17 protein-coding genes are annotated in these 18,902 nt (G+C 41.5%); 10 read left to right on the forward strand and 7 right to left on the reverse strand.

Annotation, left to right across the window (positions count from 1 at the left end):
* Positions 1–49 precede the first annotated feature (49 nt).
* Positions 50–649, forward strand: a complete 600-nt coding sequence (locus tag IW510_RS10690; protein ID WP_202059436.1) for a hypothetical protein — start codon at positions 50–52, stop codon at positions 647–649.
* A gap of 110 nt (positions 650–759) precedes the next feature.
* Here IW510_RS10690 and IW510_RS10695 read toward each other — a convergent pair whose 3' ends face one another.
* The 5 genes from IW510_RS10695 to IW510_RS10715 form a co-directional block, all read right to left on the reverse strand.
* Positions 760–948, reverse strand: coding sequence for a hypothetical protein (locus tag IW510_RS10695; RefSeq protein ID WP_202059438.1), 189 nt, complete (start codon positions 946–948; stop codon positions 760–762).
* Between the two features lie 93 nt (positions 949–1,041).
* Complete coding sequence (locus tag IW510_RS10700) at positions 1,042–1,515, reverse strand: TspO/MBR family protein (RefSeq protein WP_202059440.1); 474 nt, start codon at positions 1,513–1,515, stop codon at positions 1,042–1,044.
* 166 nt (positions 1,516–1,681) lie between these two features.
* Positions 1,682–2,683: an aldose epimerase family protein gene (locus IW510_RS10705; protein WP_202059442.1), complete on the reverse strand. Its 1,002-nt coding sequence runs from the start codon at positions 2,681–2,683 to the stop codon at positions 1,682–1,684.
* Positions 2,664–3,344 (reverse strand): beta-phosphoglucomutase, encoded by a 681-nt coding sequence (gene pgmB, locus IW510_RS10710; RefSeq protein ID WP_202059444.1) that lies wholly within the window; start codon positions 3,342–3,344, stop codon positions 2,664–2,666. The genes IW510_RS10705 and pgmB overlap by 20 nt, the downstream gene beginning before the upstream one ends.
* Positions 3,345–3,481: 137 nt before the next feature.
* The gene (locus tag IW510_RS10715) at positions 3,482–5,776 is read right to left on the reverse strand and encodes a glycoside hydrolase family 65 protein (protein WP_202059446.1); all 2,295 of its coding nucleotides are present in this window, start codon (positions 5,774–5,776) and stop codon (positions 3,482–3,484) included.
* Between the two features lie 230 nt (positions 5,777–6,006).
* Between IW510_RS10715 and IW510_RS10720 the strand changes: the two genes are divergently transcribed.
* The 4 genes from IW510_RS10720 (at position 6,007) to IW510_RS10735 (ending at position 11,055) form a co-directional block, all read left to right on the forward strand.
* The gene (locus IW510_RS10720) at positions 6,007–8,181 is read left to right on the forward strand and encodes a PTS transporter subunit IIBC (RefSeq protein ID WP_202059448.1); all 2,175 of its coding nucleotides are present in this window, start codon (positions 6,007–6,009) and stop codon (positions 8,179–8,181) included.
* A gap of 235 nt (positions 8,182–8,416) precedes the next feature.
* Complete coding sequence (locus tag IW510_RS10725) at positions 8,417–9,244, forward strand: endonuclease/exonuclease/phosphatase family protein (RefSeq protein ID WP_202059450.1); 828 nt, start codon at positions 8,417–8,419, stop codon at positions 9,242–9,244.
* 191 nt (positions 9,245–9,435) lie between these two features.
* Positions 9,436–10,455, forward strand: a complete 1,020-nt coding sequence (locus IW510_RS10730; RefSeq protein ID WP_202059452.1) for a LacI family DNA-binding transcriptional regulator — start codon at positions 9,436–9,438, stop codon at positions 10,453–10,455.
* Between the two features lie 102 nt (positions 10,456–10,557).
* Entirely contained in the window at positions 10,558–11,055 is a 498-nt protein-coding gene (locus IW510_RS10735) for a hypothetical protein (protein WP_202059454.1), read from the forward strand.
* Between the two features lie 306 nt (positions 11,056–11,361).
* Here the strand turns inward: IW510_RS10735 and deoD are convergent, their stop codons facing one another.
* Together deoD and IW510_RS10745 are read right to left on the reverse strand one after the other, a co-directional pair.
* Complete coding sequence (gene deoD / locus IW510_RS10740; protein ID WP_202059456.1) at positions 11,362–12,066, reverse strand: purine-nucleoside phosphorylase; 705 nt, start codon at positions 12,064–12,066, stop codon at positions 11,362–11,364.
* Between the two features lie 173 nt (positions 12,067–12,239).
* A complete protein-coding gene (locus tag IW510_RS10745) occupies positions 12,240–12,950 on the reverse strand; it encodes a Crp/Fnr family transcriptional regulator (RefSeq protein WP_202059458.1) in 711 nt (236 codons plus the stop codon).
* Positions 12,951–13,038: 88 nt separating this feature from the next.
* Here IW510_RS10745 and IW510_RS10750 point away from each other — a divergent pair, with 88 nt between their 5' ends.
* The 5 genes from IW510_RS10750 (at position 13,039) to IW510_RS10770 (ending at position 18,889) form a co-directional block, all read left to right on the forward strand.
* Entirely contained in the window at positions 13,039–14,220 is a 1,182-nt protein-coding gene (locus IW510_RS10750; protein ID WP_202059460.1) for a phosphopentomutase, read from the forward strand.
* 11 nt (positions 14,221–14,231) lie between these two features.
* A complete protein-coding gene (locus IW510_RS10755) occupies positions 14,232–15,251 on the forward strand; it encodes a BMP family lipoprotein (protein WP_202059462.1) in 1,020 nt (339 codons plus the stop codon).
* An 89-nt stretch (positions 15,252–15,340) separates the two neighbouring features.
* The gene (locus IW510_RS10760; protein WP_202059463.1) at positions 15,341–16,861 is read left to right on the forward strand and encodes an ABC transporter ATP-binding protein; all 1,521 of its coding nucleotides are present in this window, start codon (positions 15,341–15,343) and stop codon (positions 16,859–16,861) included.
* Positions 16,862–17,935, forward strand: a complete 1,074-nt coding sequence (locus IW510_RS10765) for an ABC transporter permease (RefSeq protein ID WP_202059465.1) — start codon at positions 16,862–16,864, stop codon at positions 17,933–17,935. It begins immediately after the preceding gene.
* Positions 17,936–18,889, forward strand: coding sequence for an ABC transporter permease (locus IW510_RS10770; protein WP_202059467.1), 954 nt, complete (start codon positions 17,936–17,938; stop codon positions 18,887–18,889).
* Positions 18,890–18,902 lie beyond the last annotated feature (13 nt).

An 18,902-nucleotide genomic window follows, 5' to 3' on the forward strand; every position in this document is an offset into this window, starting at 1 on the left:
ATATAGTAGAAAATCTAATAAGGAGATAAAAATAGTTGGAGGTTGTTGGATGGAAAAAATAGTTGAATTTCGGGTGAGTCGCTGGAAGGCGATCCCCTTTTTTCTTTTTGGTATTGTGCTTCTGTTATTTGCGTATGGAATGCTGGCGGTTTCGCAGCAATTTGAAACGGCGTATAACAGTATGCTAGCACGAATATTCTTTGTTCTGTTTGGTTTGCTGTTGCTCTTTTGCAGTGTATGCATAGTGTTCATTAGTGGTATCAGGCTTCTAAAAAAGCCGCTCGTTTTGCTGCTGGATTCTGAAGGTGTTCATTATTATTACTCGACCTTCCATAATAAGAAAAAAACAATCCTTATTCCATGGGATAAATTGGTTTATATGAAGCTGGATGATCTTGTTGTTTACCATGCTCATGATATGACAATCACAGCGGTCAAGCTGCCGCGAAAGACCTCATATATCAATTTTAAGGTAGAGGATAATTTTTTAGATGCTTATGGAATGTGGAAAAACAACATATTTTTGAACAAACGTAGTAGTACACTGAGCGTTGTCTCATCAACCTTTGCTAGATTTTCAGAAAAGCAGTTGAGAGAGGTGTTGGAGGAATATGGTTCTAATGACTCCTGTGAGCAGCAGGAAAAGTAGGGTAGTGAATCGTGAACAGCTTGAGATTGAGGGAGCTGTTTAGAACCTATTATTTATTCGTTTTTAAAGGGAGCTGTGTGATTCGCATGAATCACACAGCTCCCTTTTTTCTATTGTCTGATGGTATCAAGTGCTTCTTCCAATGCTTCTACTTTTGCATACAGGCGTTGGATTTGGATTTCATTTTCAATGTAGTTGATGGAGTTTCCCAGCTGCTCTTGACGACGATCCTCTAAACGCTCTACTTCTTTTTTAGCTTCGTTTGCTAATTTAGTAATTTTGTCGATTGTTTCTGACATGGTCAATCCCTCCAGTTTTCTTATTTCTATTTCAAGTTTACGCCTGAGTAGAAATATCTTCAAACATTCGGCTCTTTACTGAATTGTCGACTGTTAGTTCAGCAATGCTAAGCCAATCGATAAATACGTGGCAAAGCTAATCCAAATCAGATAAGGGATAAACAAGTAGGCAGCCCAAGGTCGAATGCGATGGAAAACGACGATAGATAGGAGTACAAAGCCATCAAGTACAAGACAGACAATGACACCCAGCCACATGTATTCTCCACCAAAAAAGATTAAGCTCCAAATAAAATTGATTACTAGCTGGATAAAGAAAAGGCCTACCGCTTTTTGCTTTTCCTTCTTTTGCTGCTCCGCTGTCAGTAAGAGAAATAGACTAACGCCCATAAGAAAATAGAGAACAATCCACACCATACCGACTAAACTTCCCGGCGGAGCAAGTGGAGGCTTAACCATGTCTGCATATTTGCCACTGATATCGCCTGTTAGAAACCCTGAAAGACTCCCCGTTAACTCAACCCCGATTACACAGCCGAGGAATAAAAATATTCGTTTTATTGTCATGTTGATGCCTCCTTCCCTTTCAGTGTACAAGAAAGACAAAGAGATTTCGAAAATATGGCTTGGTTGCGACGGGCGAACTAAAAGGAGCAGCTGGTCATAGGAATGACAAGGCTGCTCCTTCTAGCAAGTAACTGATAACTTCTGTTATTGCTTTATTATCTGACCTTTAACTATCTTCTGTTGAAAATGTAAATCTTGTCCAATGTTCTTTTTTTGTTTCTGGCGTAAATTCTATTGATCCCCATTCTGGATGGTGAACGATATCAGGAAGTTCCTGTGTTTCCAAGGCAATCCCCAAGTTGCTGCGCATCGGCTGACCATTAACAAGAAACGCATCGTTGAAGCCGGTTGCTGTAAACACGACGACACTTTGGCGGTTGGTTGTAATTGCCATTCTTCTGCCACTGACAGAATCAGATAGCAGCAGTTGAGGTGCAGAGCTGTCAGCATTTAAGATAAAAGAATCATCAATACCTGTGGGAAGGTCAGTTAAGGCACTGGCGATTTGTTTTTCCTTTGTAAAGTCATAGGGTGTTCCACTGACTGCTGTACGAGCGCCTGTTGGAATATTTTCTTTATCAGTGACTATCCTCTCAGCAGCAGCAATTTGCAATGTATGGGTGGTGATATCTGATTTACTGTTGCCTGAAAGATTGAAGTACGCATGGTTGGTTGGATTAATCAACGTTGTCTTTTCTGTCTGATAGATGGACTTCATGAGCAATGAATCTTCCGTCAGCTCGTAGTTTACAATAGCTGTGATAGGTCCCGGATATCCGGAAAAGGTGTCAAACAAGGTAAAGCTGATACCAACAGAGTTTTCAGTTTGATAGGTCTCATAATCCCAATATTGAAAGGCCCAGCCATTAGAACCTCCATGAATATGATGACAGCCATTATTTTTTTCCAGATGAATATTTTGCCAGTTGGCATGTTTGATTCGCCCGGCAACAGGACCGACAAAGGCACCGAAGAAGGCTTGGTCATTCAAAATCGCTAATTTATCATCGAGAGAAAGGAGAATATTTTCAACGTTTCCTGATTGATCGGGTGTAAACAGTTGATAAAGTCGTGCGCCGAAATTTAAGAAGGTTGCTTTCAGTGAACCGTTTGTCAATGTGATTAAATCCAGCTTGTCATGGTAGCGTTTATGAATAGTGATAGTCATTTTTCCGACTCCATAGCTCTTCTAAATAAGAGAGTGTTAAAACCGCGGTAGTGGAAACTAATGGAATGTCGGTCCCTAAATCCTCTGCTTCTCCAACCCCCACTGGAAGAGCACCGCTTGCTTTGATTGCGATGATACCGGCTTGGGCATCCTCAATTCCAATGCATTTTTCGATTGGAAGGCTTAACTGATTGGCAGCTGCCAAAAAGATGTCCGGTGCAGGCTTACCTGCTTTTAGGGAAGACGGATCAACGATTGTATCGAAATAGTCAGCTAGTGCCATTTTTTCAAGTAGGGCAGGTCCGTTCTTACTTGCAGAGGCTAAAGCTGTTTTTATGCCATGACCTTTCAGCTCTTTTAGCAGACTTAGGATACCGGGAAAAACGTCCTTTGGAGAGACTTGCTGAATCATCTCTACATAGTTGTCATTTTTTCTCTGAGCCAGTGCCGCAAATTCGTTTTCGGAATGGTCATTTTCCTGCTGTCCGTGAGCTAAGATTAATCGTAAAGAATCCTCTCTGCTGACGCCTTTAAGCTGTTCGTTGAACGCTCTATCGATGGTGATTCCTAGTTCTTCCGCCAGTTTTTTCCAAGCTTTGTAATGATACTCTGCTGTGTCTGTAATGACTCCATCTAAATCAAATAGTACTCCTTGAAACATGTTGTTTTCCTCCTTTAAAATGAACAACCAAAGTCGAAGAATGCACAGTAAAAAATGTTAATGAAGAGTAGAAACTGCTGATTCTCCGACTTGGTTAAAGTGTTGTTTTCTCAAGTGTTGAAGTAGTTGACGATGGCTTAAGCAATGATTTTTTTAGCACTTAATGGAAGAATAAGCTTTTCCTCCAACAGCTGTTCTTCCTCAAAAACAGCTAGCGACAAAGGCTCTCCTTGAAGCAGAGTGATTGTTACTTGGTGGTCTACTTCAACAGAAAGCAGACGACCGCGATAATTAATACGGAAAGCGTATCTGCTCCAACCAGATGGAAGAAACGGTGCGAAGCTTAAGCGCTCATTTGCTGTTTTCATTTGTGCAAAGCCTTGGACAATAGCCAACCAGCTGCCTGTCATTGAGGTGATATGCAGACCGTCATCTGTATCGTTATTATAGTTATCCAAATCTAAGCGAGCTGTTCGTTGATACATTTCTACAGCTTTTTCCTCCATACCTAGTTCTGCAGCCAAGACAGCATGGATACTTGGAGAAAGTGAAGATTCATGAACAGTCATCGGTTCGTAGAAATCAAAGTTTCGTTGTTTTTCTTCCAAGCTGTAATCTTCCCCGAAAAAGTAGATTCCTTGTAGAACATCTGCCTGTTTAATAAAACAAGAGCGAAGAATTTTATCCCATGACCAGTTTTGATTGAGCGGCAGCTCCTTAGGATCTAATGCTGAAACAGGTTTGAGGTCCTTATCAAGGAAGGTGTCATGCTGAACAAATACCCCGAGCTCTTCATCGGTAGGATAGTACATCGCATCGATGATTTCCTGCCATTGATTCAGCTCGTCTTCAGAGATACTTACACTGGCTTCTGTCGCGTATTTTTTGTAGCTTTCACTGGTATAGCGAAGTACCCAAGCGGCTATTGTATTCGTGTACCAGTTGTTATTGATATTATTTTCGTATTCATTTGGTCCTGTGACTCCGTGAATCATATATTTTCCGGCTCTTTCTGAGAAATGAACCCGGTCTGCCCAAAAGCGGGCAACCTCAGTCAGAACCTCCAAACCATTCGTTTTTAAGTATGCTGTGTCACCGGTATAGTTGGTGTAATTGTAGATTGCGTAGGGAATTGCGCCGTTTCTATGAATTTCTTCAAAGGTGATTTCCCATTCATTGTGGCACTCTACGCCGGTGAAGGTTACCATCGGATAGAGAGCGCCTGCCAAGCCTTGCTGCTGCGCATTGTGTTTGGCTTGCGGTAACTGATTGTAGCGATACATTAACAAATTCTTTGTAACCTCAGGCTTTGCCAAGGCTAGATAAAGCGGGACTGCATAAGCTTCCGTATCCCAATAGGTCGCTCCGCCGTATTTTTCGCCGGTAAAGCCTTTAGGACCGATATTCAATCGTTCATCCTCCCCATAGTAAGTGGCGAACAATTGGAAAAGGTTAAAGCGGATACCTTGTTGTGCTTCATCGTCACCTTCAATTATTACATCGGCTAGTGCCCAACGCTCAGCCCAAGCTTCTGTTTGCTGCTCTTTTGCTTCTTCGTAAGACACTTCAACAGCTTTGTTCAACAGTTGCCTGCTCTTTTCAACCTGCTCTGCCTCTTCGATGTCGCGACTGGTGACAACAACAACGCGTTTGACAAAGGAAAGCTTTTCTCCAAGAGAGAGTGTAAAGGAATAATTTTCCTCGATACTTAAATCAGACACTATTTTTTCTTTTTTAGCGGGAGTAGACAATTCGTGAGCCATCATACTCGTCACAGTGAATTGTTCAATGCCAAAATCATTAGGAATTGTGCGAACTGTCAAATAGCTGTCTTCTTCAGCTGCGGTAGAAGCACGACGTGATTCCCAAAACATTTCTTCATAATTGCTATCTTCGTTATGGACTTGGTTATCCAATTTTGAAACGATACGCAGGTCAGCATTTCCTTCGAGAAGCTCTGCGTCCAGCTTGATAATTGCCAGCTCTTTTGTATTCAGGCTAAGAAAACGTTCAAAGCGGAAGCGGATTTTGTTGTGATCAATTTGAATGGTAAATTCTCTTGTCAGTACACCGTTTTTCATATCCAATTCCAAATAGAAATTTTCAGGCTCAATGACTGCAAGATCAACAGGAACATCGTTAACAAAAAGCTCCATTGATAGGAAGTTCACCGCATTGATTACCTTGCCAAAATAGTCAGGATACCCATTTTTCCACCAGCCGACACGCGTTTTGTCGGGGTACCAGATGCCGGCAAGATAAGTTCCTTGATGATGGTCACCGGAATAGTGCTCTTCGAAATTTCCACGCATCCCCATATAGCCGTTTCCGATACTGGTAAGAGATTCCTGTAGTCTTAAATTTTCTTTATCAAGAACAGTGGTTGTCAGCTTCCAAGGGGCGATGGTGAATAATCGCTTTAAATGTTTCATAATAATAAACTCCTTTTTCATTCATATTCATTTTATGCTTTAACAATAAACGCAAACGGTTTCGTTGTCAACTTAAAAATATAGCTTAATTGAATAAAGTGATAAAGTCTTGTTTTGTAGTGTTCGTAATAAAGTTTACATTTTTTCTTTACAATTTATAAAAAGGGTTATATAATCAAGTTACGAAATCGATTGCGTTACAATTAGATAAAGAAAAGGAGAAGGAGACAATGAAAAAATTTATTAACTTCGAATTTCTACAGAAATTCGGAAAAGCATTGATGGTCGTTGTGGCTGTTATGCCAGCGGCGGGATTGATGATTAGTTTAGGGAAATCGCTTCCTTTAATTAATTCAGATATGGCCTTCCTAGTAACAACCGGAGGCGTGATTGAGAGTATCGGTTGGGCAATTATTGGTAATTTACATCTATTATTTGCACTTGCAATTGGCGGAAGCTGGGCGAAGGAAAAGGCTGGCGGTGCATTCGCAGCAGGTATTTCATTTGTACTGATTAATCGAATCACTGGTTCTATTTTCGGTGTTACATCAGAAATGCTGAATAATGAAGACGCTTTTACTCATACGTTGTTTGGCACAAAGATTATGGTCAAAGGCTTTTTCACTAGCGTTCTTGAAGCACCAGCTTTGAATATGGGTGTGTTTGTAGGGATTATTGCAGGTTTTGTGGGAGCTGCCGCATTTAACAAGTACTATAACTATCGTAAGCTGCCTGATGCGTTGTCCTTCTTTAACGGTAAACGCTTTGTACCCTTTGTTGTTATTGCCTGGTCAGTGATTGTTTCGCTGGTTCTTGCGCTTGTGTGGCCATACATCCAAGCTGGTATCAATAACTTTGGTTTATGGATTGCTCAGTCTCAGGAAACAGCACCGGTATTGGCGCCATTCTTGTTTGGAACACTGGAACGGCTGCTGCTGCCATTTGGTCTGCATCATATGTTGACCATTCCAATTAATTATACGCAGTTAGGCGGTACGTATGAAATTCTTTCCGGTGCACAGGCTGGAACACAAGTATTTGGTCAAGATCCGTTATGGCTTGCATGGGCAACTGATTTAGTGAACTTGAAGGATGCCGGCGATGCCAGCCAATATGCTTATGTGCTCAGCAACTGGACACCGGCACGTTTCAAAGTAGGTCAAATGATTGGTTCATCAGGTATTCTGATGGGGATGACATTGGCAATGTATCGCAATGTAGATGCTGACAAACGTCATAAATATAAATCTATGTATGTTTCAGCAGCATTGGCTGTATTCCTGACAGGTGTAACTGAACCGCTGGAATTCATGTTTATGTTTGCCGCGGTTCCATTATATGTCGTTTATTCTGTCATTCAAGGGTTGGCTTTTGCCATGGCAGATATCATCTCGCTTCGTGTCCATTCCTTTGGGAACATTGAGCTTTTAACACGAACACCATTGGCAATCAAAGCCGGCTTAGGCGGCGATTTAATTAATTTTGTGCTTGCGACGATTCTATTCGGTGTTCTTACTTATTTCCTTGCGAATTTCATGATTAAGAAATTCAATTTTGCTACACCCGGTCGAAATGGCAATTATGAGAACGAAGGCGATACAGATGGTGGTGGCGCAAACAGCGCTGTTACTTCTGATCAACAGGTAATTGATATCATTAACCTTCTGGGAGGTCGTGAAAATATCACCGACGTGGATGCTTGTATGACAAGATTACGTGTCACTGTCAAAGAAACAGACAAGGTTGGCAGCGAGCAAAATTGGAAACGAGCCGGTGCAATGGGGCTGATTCATAAAGATAATGGTGTTCAAGCAGTTTATGGTCCGAAAGCGGATGTATTGAAATCTGATATACAGGATTTGTTGGAATCGGGAGCTGAAATTCCAGCATCTACCTTCATGCAAGAGCCTGTGGCGACTCAGGCAAATCAATCAGTCGCATTTACTGGTGTGGTTGAGGAGCTGGCAGCAGTTGCAAAAGGTGAGGTTATTTCTATTGAAGCTGTCGCTGATGAGGTATTCTCCCAAAAAATGATGGGTGATGGCTTTGCAGTCGAACCGGCTAGTGGAGACATTTATGCACCTGTGTCAGGAACGGTAGTCAGCGTTTTTCCTACAAAGCATGCGATTGGCTTACAAACGGATAGCGGTTTAGAGGTTCTTGTGCATATGGGCTTGGATACCGTGGAAATGAAGGAGTCTGCTTTCACTATCCTTGTAAAGGATGGGCAGAAAATCACTATTGGAGATAAGATTGCCGAGGCTGATTTAAGTAAAATCAGAGCAGAAGGTAAAGGAACCACAATCATTGTTGTTTTCACAAATAGTGAGAAGATTCAAGCCGTTCACTTGGATAAAAAAGGAATTCAGGATGGAAAAACAATCGTTGGAACGGTAAACTTATAGATAGGAGCATACTCGGAGCACAAGTGTTCAGTCTATAGTGAAACTAAGATACAAGCAGGGCTATACGGGGAACAGCTGCATTGGCTTCCGTCGTAGCCCTGCTTTTTAGAAACGAGAGCAGTACAAAAGTGAGTAGCTCTGAGAGGATAGTTCCACTTAACAGATAGGTCTGCGAAATGATACGCGGAATACTGATAATGCTGAATGAATAATGGTTGAAGGAGTCGTAATACTAATGAAAATACTGACGTTAAATACCCATAGCTGGCTAGAAGATAATCCATTAGAAAAGCTGGAGCAGCTGGCAAAAGTTATTGTGGAACGAGAGTATGATTTAATTGCTTTGCAGGAGGTCAATCAAAGCATAACAGCTGATACCGAAGAAACCGATGTCTTTTTCCACGGAGCTGCATTGGACGGACTGGCCATACATGCAGATAATTTTGCTTTGCTGCTTTCAAAAAAATTGCAGTCGTTTGGTCAGTCGTATTATTGGTGCTGGCAGCCGGTACATATCGGTTATGGTCGTTATCATGAAGGCGTTGCTTTGTTTTCCAAGAAGCCAATTGATTCAAAAGGGTATTTGGTATCGAAGCAGAGCGAGTTTACTGATTATCGTACGAGAAAAATTCTATTTGGAAGAACGCAGTTGGATGGGCGAGAGGTGGTTGCTGTTTCCTGCCATTATTCATGGTGGTTAGAAGATGAAACGGAAGGCTTTCTAAAGGAGTGGCAGCAGACATTGGAGCATTTGGCTGAGTATGATGTACCCATTCTTCTACTGGGAGATTTCAATAATCCGGCTGGTATGAGTGAGCAAGGCTATGAACTGGTTCTAAAACATTTTCGAGATAGCTATGAGCATGCAGAGGAAATTGATGGCGAGCATACGGTCGTCAAAGAGATTGATGGTTGGTCTGGGAACAATCAGAAACTGCGCATTGATTTTGTATTTACCTCTGAGGAAATCAAGGCTAAGCGCTACGAGGTATTGTTTGATGGTCGAAAAACACCAATCATTAGCGATCATTTTGGGATTGAGGCGACCTTGGACTATAGATAGTTGCATGCCGTTGTGCATTCGAAATAGTGCCGATTGTATGTTTGGAGAGTATGAGTCTGTTAGTTTGCTCATGCTCTCTTAGTTTTTTGCATTGACAAAGCAACCGTTTGCATTTATTCTTAAGAAAGAAAAAGACAGCTTAATTCAGGAAGTAGAAATCCTGAAATAAATAGATAAAGAGGGTAACGATAATGAGTGTGACAATCAAGGATGTAGCTCGAGAGGTGGGCGTAGCGCCATCAACAGTTTCAAGAACCTTACAGGATCACCCAAGTATTTCCAAGGCGACAAAAGAGAAGGTCAGGAAGGCGATGGAGAAGCTTGGGTATGTGCCCAATGCGGCTGCGCAAAATCTGGCAAAAAAATATGCCAATACGATAGGTGTGGTATTTCCTGTCCTTTCCTCTTCTGATAGAAAGAGCAATCCATTCTATTTGGAAGCCATTACTGCAATGAACCAAGAAGCAGGAAAGCAGGATGTGACGATTTCGATTGCCTCCGGAGAAACGCAGGAGGAGCTTTTGGAGAATGTTCAGCTGATGTACAAGCAGAAGCGCGTGGATGGATTTATTCTTCTGTATATACGCAAGGATGATCCGGTGCTGAATTATCTGGTAGAGTACAATATTCCCTATACAGTGATTGGTCAGCCTTATCGCTACAATAATGGGACAAGCAGTGTAGATAATGATAATCAATTATTAGGAAGAACGGCCGCTCAATATCTAATTGATAAAGGACATGAAAGAATTTTATTTGTCACGAATTACGAGAAGGAAAATGTTTTTCAGGAGCGGTTTTACGGATATGAGAAATCGATGGAGGAGAACGAGCTGAAGCCGTATCCTTATGTCGTATTGAAAAAGCCGGAGGACTACACTGCGTTTGAAGACGTGCTAAAGGAAAGTCAACCGACAGCGTGTATTGCAATCGATGATATGTTTGCGTTGCGGGTGATTCAGCTGTGCAACCTATACGGGTATCAAGTGCCGGACGATATTTCTGTCATCAGCTTTAACAATTCAATATTCACCTCACTGATTCATCCCTATATTACGTCTATTGACATTCATACGGAAGAGTTGGGGAAGGTTGCTGTACAGCAGTTCTTGATTCAGCTGAAGGATCAGCAGGCATTGAAGCAGAAGGTATTGATTCCACATACGTTGATTGAAAGAGAGACCGTACTGGATCGAAACAAACAGAAATAGTACTGTCTGCCAGTTTGCAACTCTAATTATTACCAAAATAGTCAAGAATATTGAGAATACCTTGATTTATCAGGTTTTCTTGACCGCATCAGAGCTTTTTCTATGCAAAATGAGGTTGAAAACATTGGAATTTTTGTGGTATCCTTTTTGAGCTTGGTTTTTAGCCAGTCAAATAAGAATAAAAGGGGTAAGAAAATGGAAGAAAAACAAATCAAGGTTTGGCCATTAGTTGGTATGCTTATGGCTGTTGTACTAACTGCTATTAGTGTCTTTTTACCAATAGCAACAAGCGGTTCGAGAACGTATGAGTCTCTTATCGTAGATAGCGGCGGCGAAACGGGGCGTACCGTCCTTATTGGAGCAATTATTATTGGTATTTTACCTATTGCGGCATTGATTACAAAGAAAACGCTGTTGAGTAAGCTTGCTGGAATATTAGGTATCTTAGGAGGGCTAGGACTAGCGGGAATTCAGGCTGTTTTGTATTATGGCTTAGTTCATTTCTCTATATCACCTGCTGCTGGTATGTATCTTGGTTCGGTAGGAGCGGTACTTGGTTTTGTTATGGGAATCGCATCGTTGCGTTCAAAGAAAAGCTAGTTTGTTTTCCATAATGAGTTATTTAAAAACGAAAGTTGAATAGTTAGATAAAGTGTGGAGAGGCGTGGCTTCTTCATGCTTTTTTTGTACACTTTTTAAGTTAAAAGAAGAAAACAATTTGCGACTGATGAAGCGACCAACCTCTTTTTTTTATAAGGGGGAAAACTCTTTAAGGGATACTGCTTTTGTTTTTGAACCATTACTCGTCAAAAAATACCCCCTAAAAGCTGTTTTCATGAACAGCTTTTAAGGAGCGTGCTATATGATTACCCATTCTTATTTTGAGCATAGAACCTGTAAAAGTTTTTACGCAATAATGGTTTCCAACGCTAAGACAATCATATCATTAAATGTCGTTTGACGTTCCTCTGCGGTTGTCTGCTCACCTGTAATCAAATGGTCGCTGACAGTTAACAGAGACATTGCCTCAACCCCAAATTTTGCGGCCAGATAGTAAAGTCCCGCTGTTTCCATCTCGACACCCATGACACCATAAGTTCCCAGACGCATAAACTCTTCCTGATGATCTTTATAAAAAGAATCATCTGATAAGACATTTCCCACACGAACATTCATTTCCTTTTCCTTTGCAAGGTGATAGGCGCGATCAATCATGTCGAAGTTTCCGATTTGAGGAAAATCATACTGAGGAAAATCATTTTTGATCATTGAAGAATTTGTAGCTGCAGCTTGTGCAATCAGTACGTCACGAATGGCAATATCCTTTTGAATAGCTCCGCACGTCCCGATGCGAGATAGCTTGTTCACACCATAATCCTTAATCAATTCATGGATATAAATAACTGCGGAAGGCATGCCCATTCCTGTTCCTTGAATCGAAACCGGCACCCCTTTGTAGGTTCCCGTGAACCCCAGCATTCCTCTAACCTGATTATAACAAACCGCATCATCTAAAAATGTTTCTGCAATATACTTGGCCCTCAATGGATCTCCCGGTAGTAAAACCCTCTCTGCAATTTGCCCTTTTTCTGCTTCAATATGAAAACTCATAAAATCCCTCCTGTATTTTTTTGTATACGCTTACTTTTCATAATATAACACAGGAGGATTTCAATTCGCCGTTAATGGCGTTACGTTAAAAGTGTGAATTGGCTCACATTTTTAGTGTTATCGGCATAACTGAAGAAAGCGATTTCAAATGTTAGGATACAGATATAGAAAGACTATTTCCATTTTCTTAAATCTTGGATTTCTTCGGCTTCATCACACATGGAGAACAGTTTTTCCTTATCAATAATATGCAAGTATTTTCCACGGAAATTGATTATTTTTTCATCCTGCAACTCATTTAAAGTTTTAGAAACGGATTCTCTGGAAACACCAAGCATATTGGCAAATAGAGACTGATTGATTTTCATATCGATTTTTAGCATACCATCTTCGTTATTGCCGAAATTATAGTAGAAATCGGCAATGAGGTTAGCGACTTTTCGACGAACATCATAAAAACTTAGATAGCGAATCAGGCGGTTCAATAATCTGGTTCTGCTGGCCAATACAGAGTAAGCCCGCTTCAGAATACAAGAATGCTCATCAATTAATAAGAGAAAATTCTTTTTGGAAATTGTTAGCAAGGAAACATCAGAGAGTGCTTCAACTGTTGAAAGACGATATTCCACATCAGAGAGAGCCTCCGTTTCACCGATGACATCTCCTGGAGTGGCGATGCCAAGAATAATTTCTTTGTCTTCATGCATTCGATATATTTTTAACAAACCGGATTTGATGAAGTAGATTTCTTCGGTATCATCATTTTCAAACATGAGGATATGGTTCTTCTTATAATTTCTTATTCTGAAAAAATGTTCATAAGAAGCCAATTCATCTTCTGATAAATCCGTAAAGATTTCAATATCTTTCAAATAGTCAATCATCTTAGTAAACCCCTTTCTATATTGCGGTTATATAAATCTAGTTTACCATTTTTTCACATAAAAGATTGGAGAATAAAGGAGGAGTTCGATGCAATTTAAGAAAATTTGTGTCATTGTCATGGACAGTGTCGGGATTGGAGAACTGCCGGATGCGGCCCAGTTTGGAGATACAGGCAGCCATACCCTGGGACATATCAGTGAGCGAATGCCTGATTTACAACTACTGAACCTGAGAGATTTAGGATTGGGCAATATTGCACCATTAGCCAATATTTCTGCTGTTGAGAAGCCGTTGGCCTGTTACGGAAAAATGAATGAGATTTCTGTAGGGAAGGATACCATGACTGGTCATTGGGAATTGATGGGGCTGGAGATTACCAAACCCTTTCAAGTATATCCAAACGGATTTCCAAAAGAACTGCTGAAGGTTTTCGAGGAGAAAACCGGAAGAGGGATTCTGGGTAACAAGCCGGCTTCCGGAACGGAGATTTTGGAAGAATTTGGAGAGGAGCAGAGAAAAACCGGGAAATGGATTGTTTATACTTCTGCAGATAGTGTCTTTCAATTAGCAGCAAACGAAGAGGTTATTCCTTTAGAGGAATTGTACAACGCTTGTGAAGTGATTAGAGCGCTCACTCTCGAACCACCTTATATGGTTGGTCGAGTTATTGCCCGCCCTTATATCGGTCAAGCAGGTGCATATGTTCGAACCCCTAATCGACATGATTATGCATTGGCTCCGTTTGGGCGGACAGTTTTGGAAGCGCTGACAGATAAACAGGTGGAGGTAACCTCAATCGGCAAAATCAGTGACATTTTTTCAGGCAAAGGTATTTCTGCTTCTTATCCAACGAAGAGTAATGAAGACGGCATCTTGCAGACTATCAAACAATTACAGGAAGTTTCATCAGGATTTATTTTTACTAATTTAGTTGATTTTGATTCATTGTATGGTCATCGCAGAGATGTTCAAGGCTACGGGCATTGTCTGGAAGAGTTTGATCGTTATCTTCCTGATATTATGGCAGAGATTACACAGGAGGATCTGTTGATCATTACAGCAGACCACGGGAATGATCCGATTCATCCTGGAACGGATCATACAAGAGAATATGTTCCGCTTCTGGTTTATAACCCAACATTTGCAGAAAAATCAGAAAAAAATCTGGGGATTAGAGCTACTTATGGTGATTTGGCTGCAACACTGGCAGAGAACTTTGGCACGGAACTGCCGAAAATCGGCAATAGTTTTTTGAAAAATTTACTTTAGGAGGAAATGAAATGAAGAAAATGGGATGGAAATGGACACTCTCACTGGGAGTTGTTTTAGTCACTTTAGTCGGATGCGGCGGAAATGACACCGGCGGAGCAGAGAAAGGCTCCGGAGATAAAGAGTTAAAAATAGGGATGGTTACAGACCTTGGAAGTGTGAATGACAAATCCTTTAACCAGAGCGCATGGGAAGGGCTGCAAAAGCTGAACGAAGATTTTGGTTATGAAGTGAAGTATCTGGAGCCAAAAGCAGATGCGGATGTTTTGCCAAACCTACTCGAATTTGTAAATAACGGTTATGATCTGACCTGGGCGACTGCGGCTACTTTAGAGGATGCAGTGAAGCAAATTGCAGAAGAGAATCCTAATGCAAAGCTGGGGATTGTCGATTCTGCTTTGGAAGTAGAGAATGTAGCTTCGGTTTCTTTTAAAGAAAATGAAGGAGCCTTTCTGGTAGGGGTTATTGCCGGTTCCATGACGAAAACAGATAAAGTCGGCTTTGTCGGCGGGATGGAAATCCCTGTCATTCAGAAATTTGCTGCCGGCTTCAGAGAAGGGGTTAAGGCTGTAAATCCGGATGCAAAAGTGATTGTTAATTATACAGGGCTGTTCAATCGTGTAGACATGGGGAAATCTGCTGCTTCGACAATCTATAATGATGGGGCTGATATTATTTTCCACGCTGCCGGCCTAACAGGAAATGGTGTGTTTAATGAAGCAACAGAGCGTAAAAACAATGGGGAAGACGTTTGGGTTATCGGTGTAGATAAAGACCAGTCGATTGAATTTGGCGATGAAGTAACATTGACGTCCATGATTAAAAAAGTAGACGAAGCAGTTTATAAAATCAGTCAGGACTTGGCTGAAGGGAATTTTCCGGGAGGAAAGGTAACAGAAATGGGCTTGAAAGAGAACGGAGTTGACATTGCACCGACCTCTGATGTTAATGTTCCGGCTGATATTCTGGAAAAAGTGGAAGAGTATCGAGAAAAAATTATCAATGGAGATATCACTGTACCAACAGAATGAGCGGATTGAGACATTGAAATTAACTGTATTAAGGGAGGAAAGATTCCTTATGTTTCCTCTCTTTTTACTTAAAAAAGAAGGTGGAGTATATGGAGACAGTTTTAGAACTAAAACATATTAGTAAAGCATTTGGCTCATTCATGGCAAATGAAGACATAAATTTTCAACTAAAAAAAGGAGAAATCCATGCACTTCTTGGTGAAAACGGCGCTGGCAAATCCACACTCATGAATATTGTTTTTGGGCTGTATCAACCGACAGCGGGCGAAATTTTTATTCATGGGAAGCAGGAGGTAATGGATAGTCCAAACAGAGCAATTGATTTGGGCATTGGGATGGTGCATCAGCATTTCAAATTGGTTGAACCATTTACTGTGACAGAAAATATCATTATAGGAACTGAACCGAAAAAAGGAATCAAGATTGACATTGAGAGAGCCAGACAGGATGTTATCGCTTTATCAGAAAAATATGGGTTGGATATTAATCCAGATGCCAAGATTGAAGATATTAATGTCGGCATGCAGCAGCGTGTCGAAATCATTAAGACATTATATCGGGGTGCAGAAATTCTGATTTTTGACGAACCGACTGCTGTGTTGACCCCTCAGGAAATCACTGAGTTTTTGGATATTCTAAAAAAATTAGTTGCTGAAGGAAAATCAATTATTTTAATTACACATAAATTGAAGGAAATCATGGCAGCCGCAGATTCCTGTACAATCATCCGCAGGGGAAAAGTAATTGATACAGTCACTGTGTCAGAAACGACAACCGATGCATTGGCTGAAATGATGGTTGGCAAAACAGTCCAATTTTCAACTGAAAAGACACCAGCTTCACCCAAAGAGGTTTTGTTGGAGGTTAAGGATTTAGTTGTGGAAAATGCTCATGGCAAGAACAGCATCAATCATTTGTCCTTTGATATCAGAGCCGGGGAGATACTAGGTATTGCTGGGGTAGATGGCAATGGGCAAACGGAACTGATTGAAGCCATTACAGGAATGAAAAAAGTAACGTCTGGCGACATTCTGCTTGAGGGTCAGTCTATTACGAATCATTCACCAAGAGATATTACCCAAGCCGGGGTTTCACATATTCCGGAAGATCGACATAAATATGGACTGGTTCTGGATTTTTCTGTCAGTGAAAACAGTATTCTGCAGACGTATTACAAGCCGGAGATTACACCGAAGGGGCTTATTAATCGAGAGGCAGTGAAGCAGCTGACAGATGGTTTTATTGAAGAATTCGACATTCGAGTTCCTTCTTCTGAAACCATTGCCCGTTCGCTCTCCGGTGGGAACCAGCAAAAGCTGATTATTGCCAGAGAGATGAATATGAAGCCTCAGGTAATGGTGGCTGTCCAACCGACAAGAGGTCTGGATGTGGGAGCCATTGAATTTGTTCATAAGCAGCTAATCGCACTCCGTGATCAAAATGTCGCAGTACTACTGGTTTCTTTTGAACTGGAAGAAATATTAAATGTTTCTGATCGAATTTTAGTCTTATTTGATGGACAGGTTATCGGCGAAACGAGACCTGAAACAACGACAGATCGAGAGCTTGGCTTAATGATGGCTGGAAAATATCAGGAGGAGGGAAAGTAAATGGAAAGTAAAATACAAAAAAAATACCATGCGGCCCTGATTCCTCTGATTGCTGTTGTCTTCGGCCTTCTTCTGGGAGCGGGAATGATGTTGATTAGCGGGTACGATCCTTTGCTGGCTTACGGCTCGCTGATTAAAAAAATTATTGGTAATGGCTATGACCTTGGAGAAGCGTTTCGAACGGTAGTTCCGCTGGTGATGAGTGGGCTGGCAGTTGCTGTTGCAAGCCGTGCAGGATTGTTTAACATCGGGGTAGACGGACAAATTGTCATGGGTTCTTTGGGTGCATTAATTGTAGGAACACAGCTAAGCTTACCGCCTATTTTACACGGGGTGGTGGCGTTGCTTGCAGGCGGTCTGTTTGGCGCAGTTTGGGGCGGCTTGGTTGGCTATCTGAAAGCAAAGCGTGGCATTAATGAAGTCATTTCTTCTATCATGTTGAATTTTGTTGCTCTTTATCTCAGTCACTATTTGATTCGGCTCTTTATGGATCAGCCGGGAACGCAACGGTCGGCATTAATTAAGGATTCCGCAAGTATTACAATTGGCTGGCTGTCTCAACTGTTGAATGGTGCACGTGTCCACTGGGGCTTTTTCATTATGTTGGCGATGGTTGTTTTCTATCATATCTATGTGAATCAAAGCAGACCGGGCTATGAAATTCGAGCGGTGGGGCTTAACCCCTTTGCATCAAAATACGCTGGGATGAAGGTTCCTTCTGTGATGATTCGTTCTATGATGCTGTCCGGTCTGATTGGTGGTTTGATTGGCAGCTTTGAAGTATTGGGTGTATTCAATTATATTGCAATCAGCTCAACAACATCCGGGATTGGTTTTGATGGGATTGCAGTAGCTTTATTAGGCGGCGGCTCCGGATTAGGTATTCTGCTGTCTGGTAGTTTGATTGGTCTGTTAACGTATGGCGCACAGGGAATGAGCTTCGGAGCAGGGGTTCCGAGAGAAATTATCAACATGGTGATTGCATTTATTATCTTCTTTGTTGCCGCTTCGGGAATTGTTAAGCGCTTTTTAGGATTGTTTCTCAAAAAGAAACTGGCAAAGGAGGAAAGCTAAATGGATATTTTAGCAAATTTATTTAATGGTATGCTGGTTTTTTCAACACCGTTAATCTTTGCCGCACTTGGAGGAATGCTGTCTGAGCGGGTAGGTGTGACGAATATTGGAATTGAAGGTTTTATGGTTTCAGGCGCTTTTTCTTCAGCGATAACTGCTTATTATGCAGAACAAAACGGGCTGGGAAGCCTAACTCCTTGGCTTGCTTTATTGGGAGCATTTATCTTTACGGTGATTTTTTCCAGTCTTCATGCAGTTGCTGTGTTGAAATATCATGCAGATCAAGTCGTCAGCGGTGTGGTTATTAATATGCTGGCAACAAGCTCGACATTCTTTTTGGTCAAAATGATTTTTGATGGTTCGGCAGAAACACCGATTATTACGCACGTATTAAAAAAGATTCGCATTCCAGTGTTAAGTGATATTCCAATTTTAGGTAAAGCACTGTTTAATGCGTATCCAACTACGTATGTGGCGTTAGGGTTGGTTGCCCTGCTGTTCTTCATTTTCTTTAAAACACCATTGGGATTGCGTCTGCGGGTAATCGGGGAAAATCCAAGCGCCGCTGCTACTGCTGGTGTAAATGTGATGAAAATCAAGTATTTGACAGTTATTCTTAGCGGCTCTGTGGCGGCCTTGGGTGGAGCGACCATTGTTTTGACATCCAACAGCAATTTTGCATTCAATACAATTTCGGGACAAGGCTACATCGCTCTGGCAGCAGTTATTTTTGGTCGTTGGCACCCTGTTGGAGTAATGGGAGGAGCGCTCTTCTTCGGTCTGGCTCAAGCTGTGAAGGACCAGTTTCAGATTTTTGATTTTGCGGCGGCAATCCCGAACGAATTCTTCTATGCACTGCCCTATCTTTTGACACTGCTGGTCTTGTTGATTGCGGGTGGAAAAACAAAGGCTCCCGGTGCTTTGGGGGAGCATTATGATGTTGGAAAACGATAGAAGGAGCTGTTTT

Source organism: Enterococcus sp. BWR-S5, from assembly GCF_016745255.1.
Taxonomy (GTDB): domain Bacteria; phylum Bacillota; class Bacilli; order Lactobacillales; family Enterococcaceae; genus Enterococcus_L.

What these genes read in the sequence shown, in the direction of transcription:
- IW510_RS10725 (WP_202059450.1), top strand. Translation starts at nt 8,417, where the DNA reads ATGAAAATACTGACGTTAAATACCCATAGCTGGCTAGAAGATAATCCA.
- pgmB (WP_202059444.1), bottom strand. Translation starts at nt 3,344, where the DNA reads ATGTTTCAAGGAGTACTATTTGATTTAGATGGAGTCATTACAGACACA.
- IW510_RS10715 (WP_202059446.1), bottom strand. Translation starts at nt 5,776, where the DNA reads ATGAAACATTTAAAGCGATTATTCACCATCGCCCCTTGGAAGCTGACA.
- IW510_RS10760 (WP_202059463.1), top strand. Translation starts at nt 15,341, where the DNA reads ATGGAGACAGTTTTAGAACTAAAACATATTAGTAAAGCATTTGGCTCA.
- IW510_RS10690 (WP_202059436.1), top strand. Translation starts at nt 50, where the DNA reads ATGGAAAAAATAGTTGAATTTCGGGTGAGTCGCTGGAAGGCGATCCCC.
- IW510_RS10720 (WP_202059448.1), top strand. Translation starts at nt 6,007, where the DNA reads ATGAAAAAATTTATTAACTTCGAATTTCTACAGAAATTCGGAAAAGCA.
- IW510_RS10730 (WP_202059452.1), top strand. Translation starts at nt 9,436, where the DNA reads ATGAGTGTGACAATCAAGGATGTAGCTCGAGAGGTGGGCGTAGCGCCA.
- deoD (WP_202059456.1), bottom strand. Translation starts at nt 12,066, where the DNA reads ATGAGTTTTCATATTGAAGCAGAAAAAGGGCAAATTGCAGAGAGGGTT.
- IW510_RS10735 (WP_202059454.1), top strand. Translation starts at nt 10,558, where the DNA reads ATGCAAAATGAGGTTGAAAACATTGGAATTTTTGTGGTATCCTTTTTG.
- IW510_RS10705 (WP_202059442.1), bottom strand. Translation starts at nt 2,683, where the DNA reads ATGACTATCACTATTCATAAACGCTACCATGACAAGCTGGATTTAATC.
- IW510_RS10695 (WP_202059438.1), bottom strand. Translation starts at nt 948, where the DNA reads ATGTCAGAAACAATCGACAAAATTACTAAATTAGCAAACGAAGCTAAA.
- IW510_RS10765 (WP_202059465.1), top strand. Translation starts at nt 16,862, where the DNA reads ATGGAAAGTAAAATACAAAAAAAATACCATGCGGCCCTGATTCCTCTG.
- IW510_RS10750 (WP_202059460.1), top strand. Translation starts at nt 13,039, where the DNA reads ATGCAATTTAAGAAAATTTGTGTCATTGTCATGGACAGTGTCGGGATT.
- IW510_RS10745 (WP_202059458.1), bottom strand. Translation starts at nt 12,950, where the DNA reads ATGATTGACTATTTGAAAGATATTGAAATCTTTACGGATTTATCAGAA.
- IW510_RS10755 (WP_202059462.1), top strand. Translation starts at nt 14,232, where the DNA reads ATGAAGAAAATGGGATGGAAATGGACACTCTCACTGGGAGTTGTTTTA.
- IW510_RS10700 (WP_202059440.1), bottom strand. Translation starts at nt 1,515, where the DNA reads ATGACAATAAAACGAATATTTTTATTCCTCGGCTGTGTAATCGGGGTT.
- IW510_RS10770 (WP_202059467.1), top strand. Translation starts at nt 17,936, where the DNA reads ATGGATATTTTAGCAAATTTATTTAATGGTATGCTGGTTTTTTCAACA.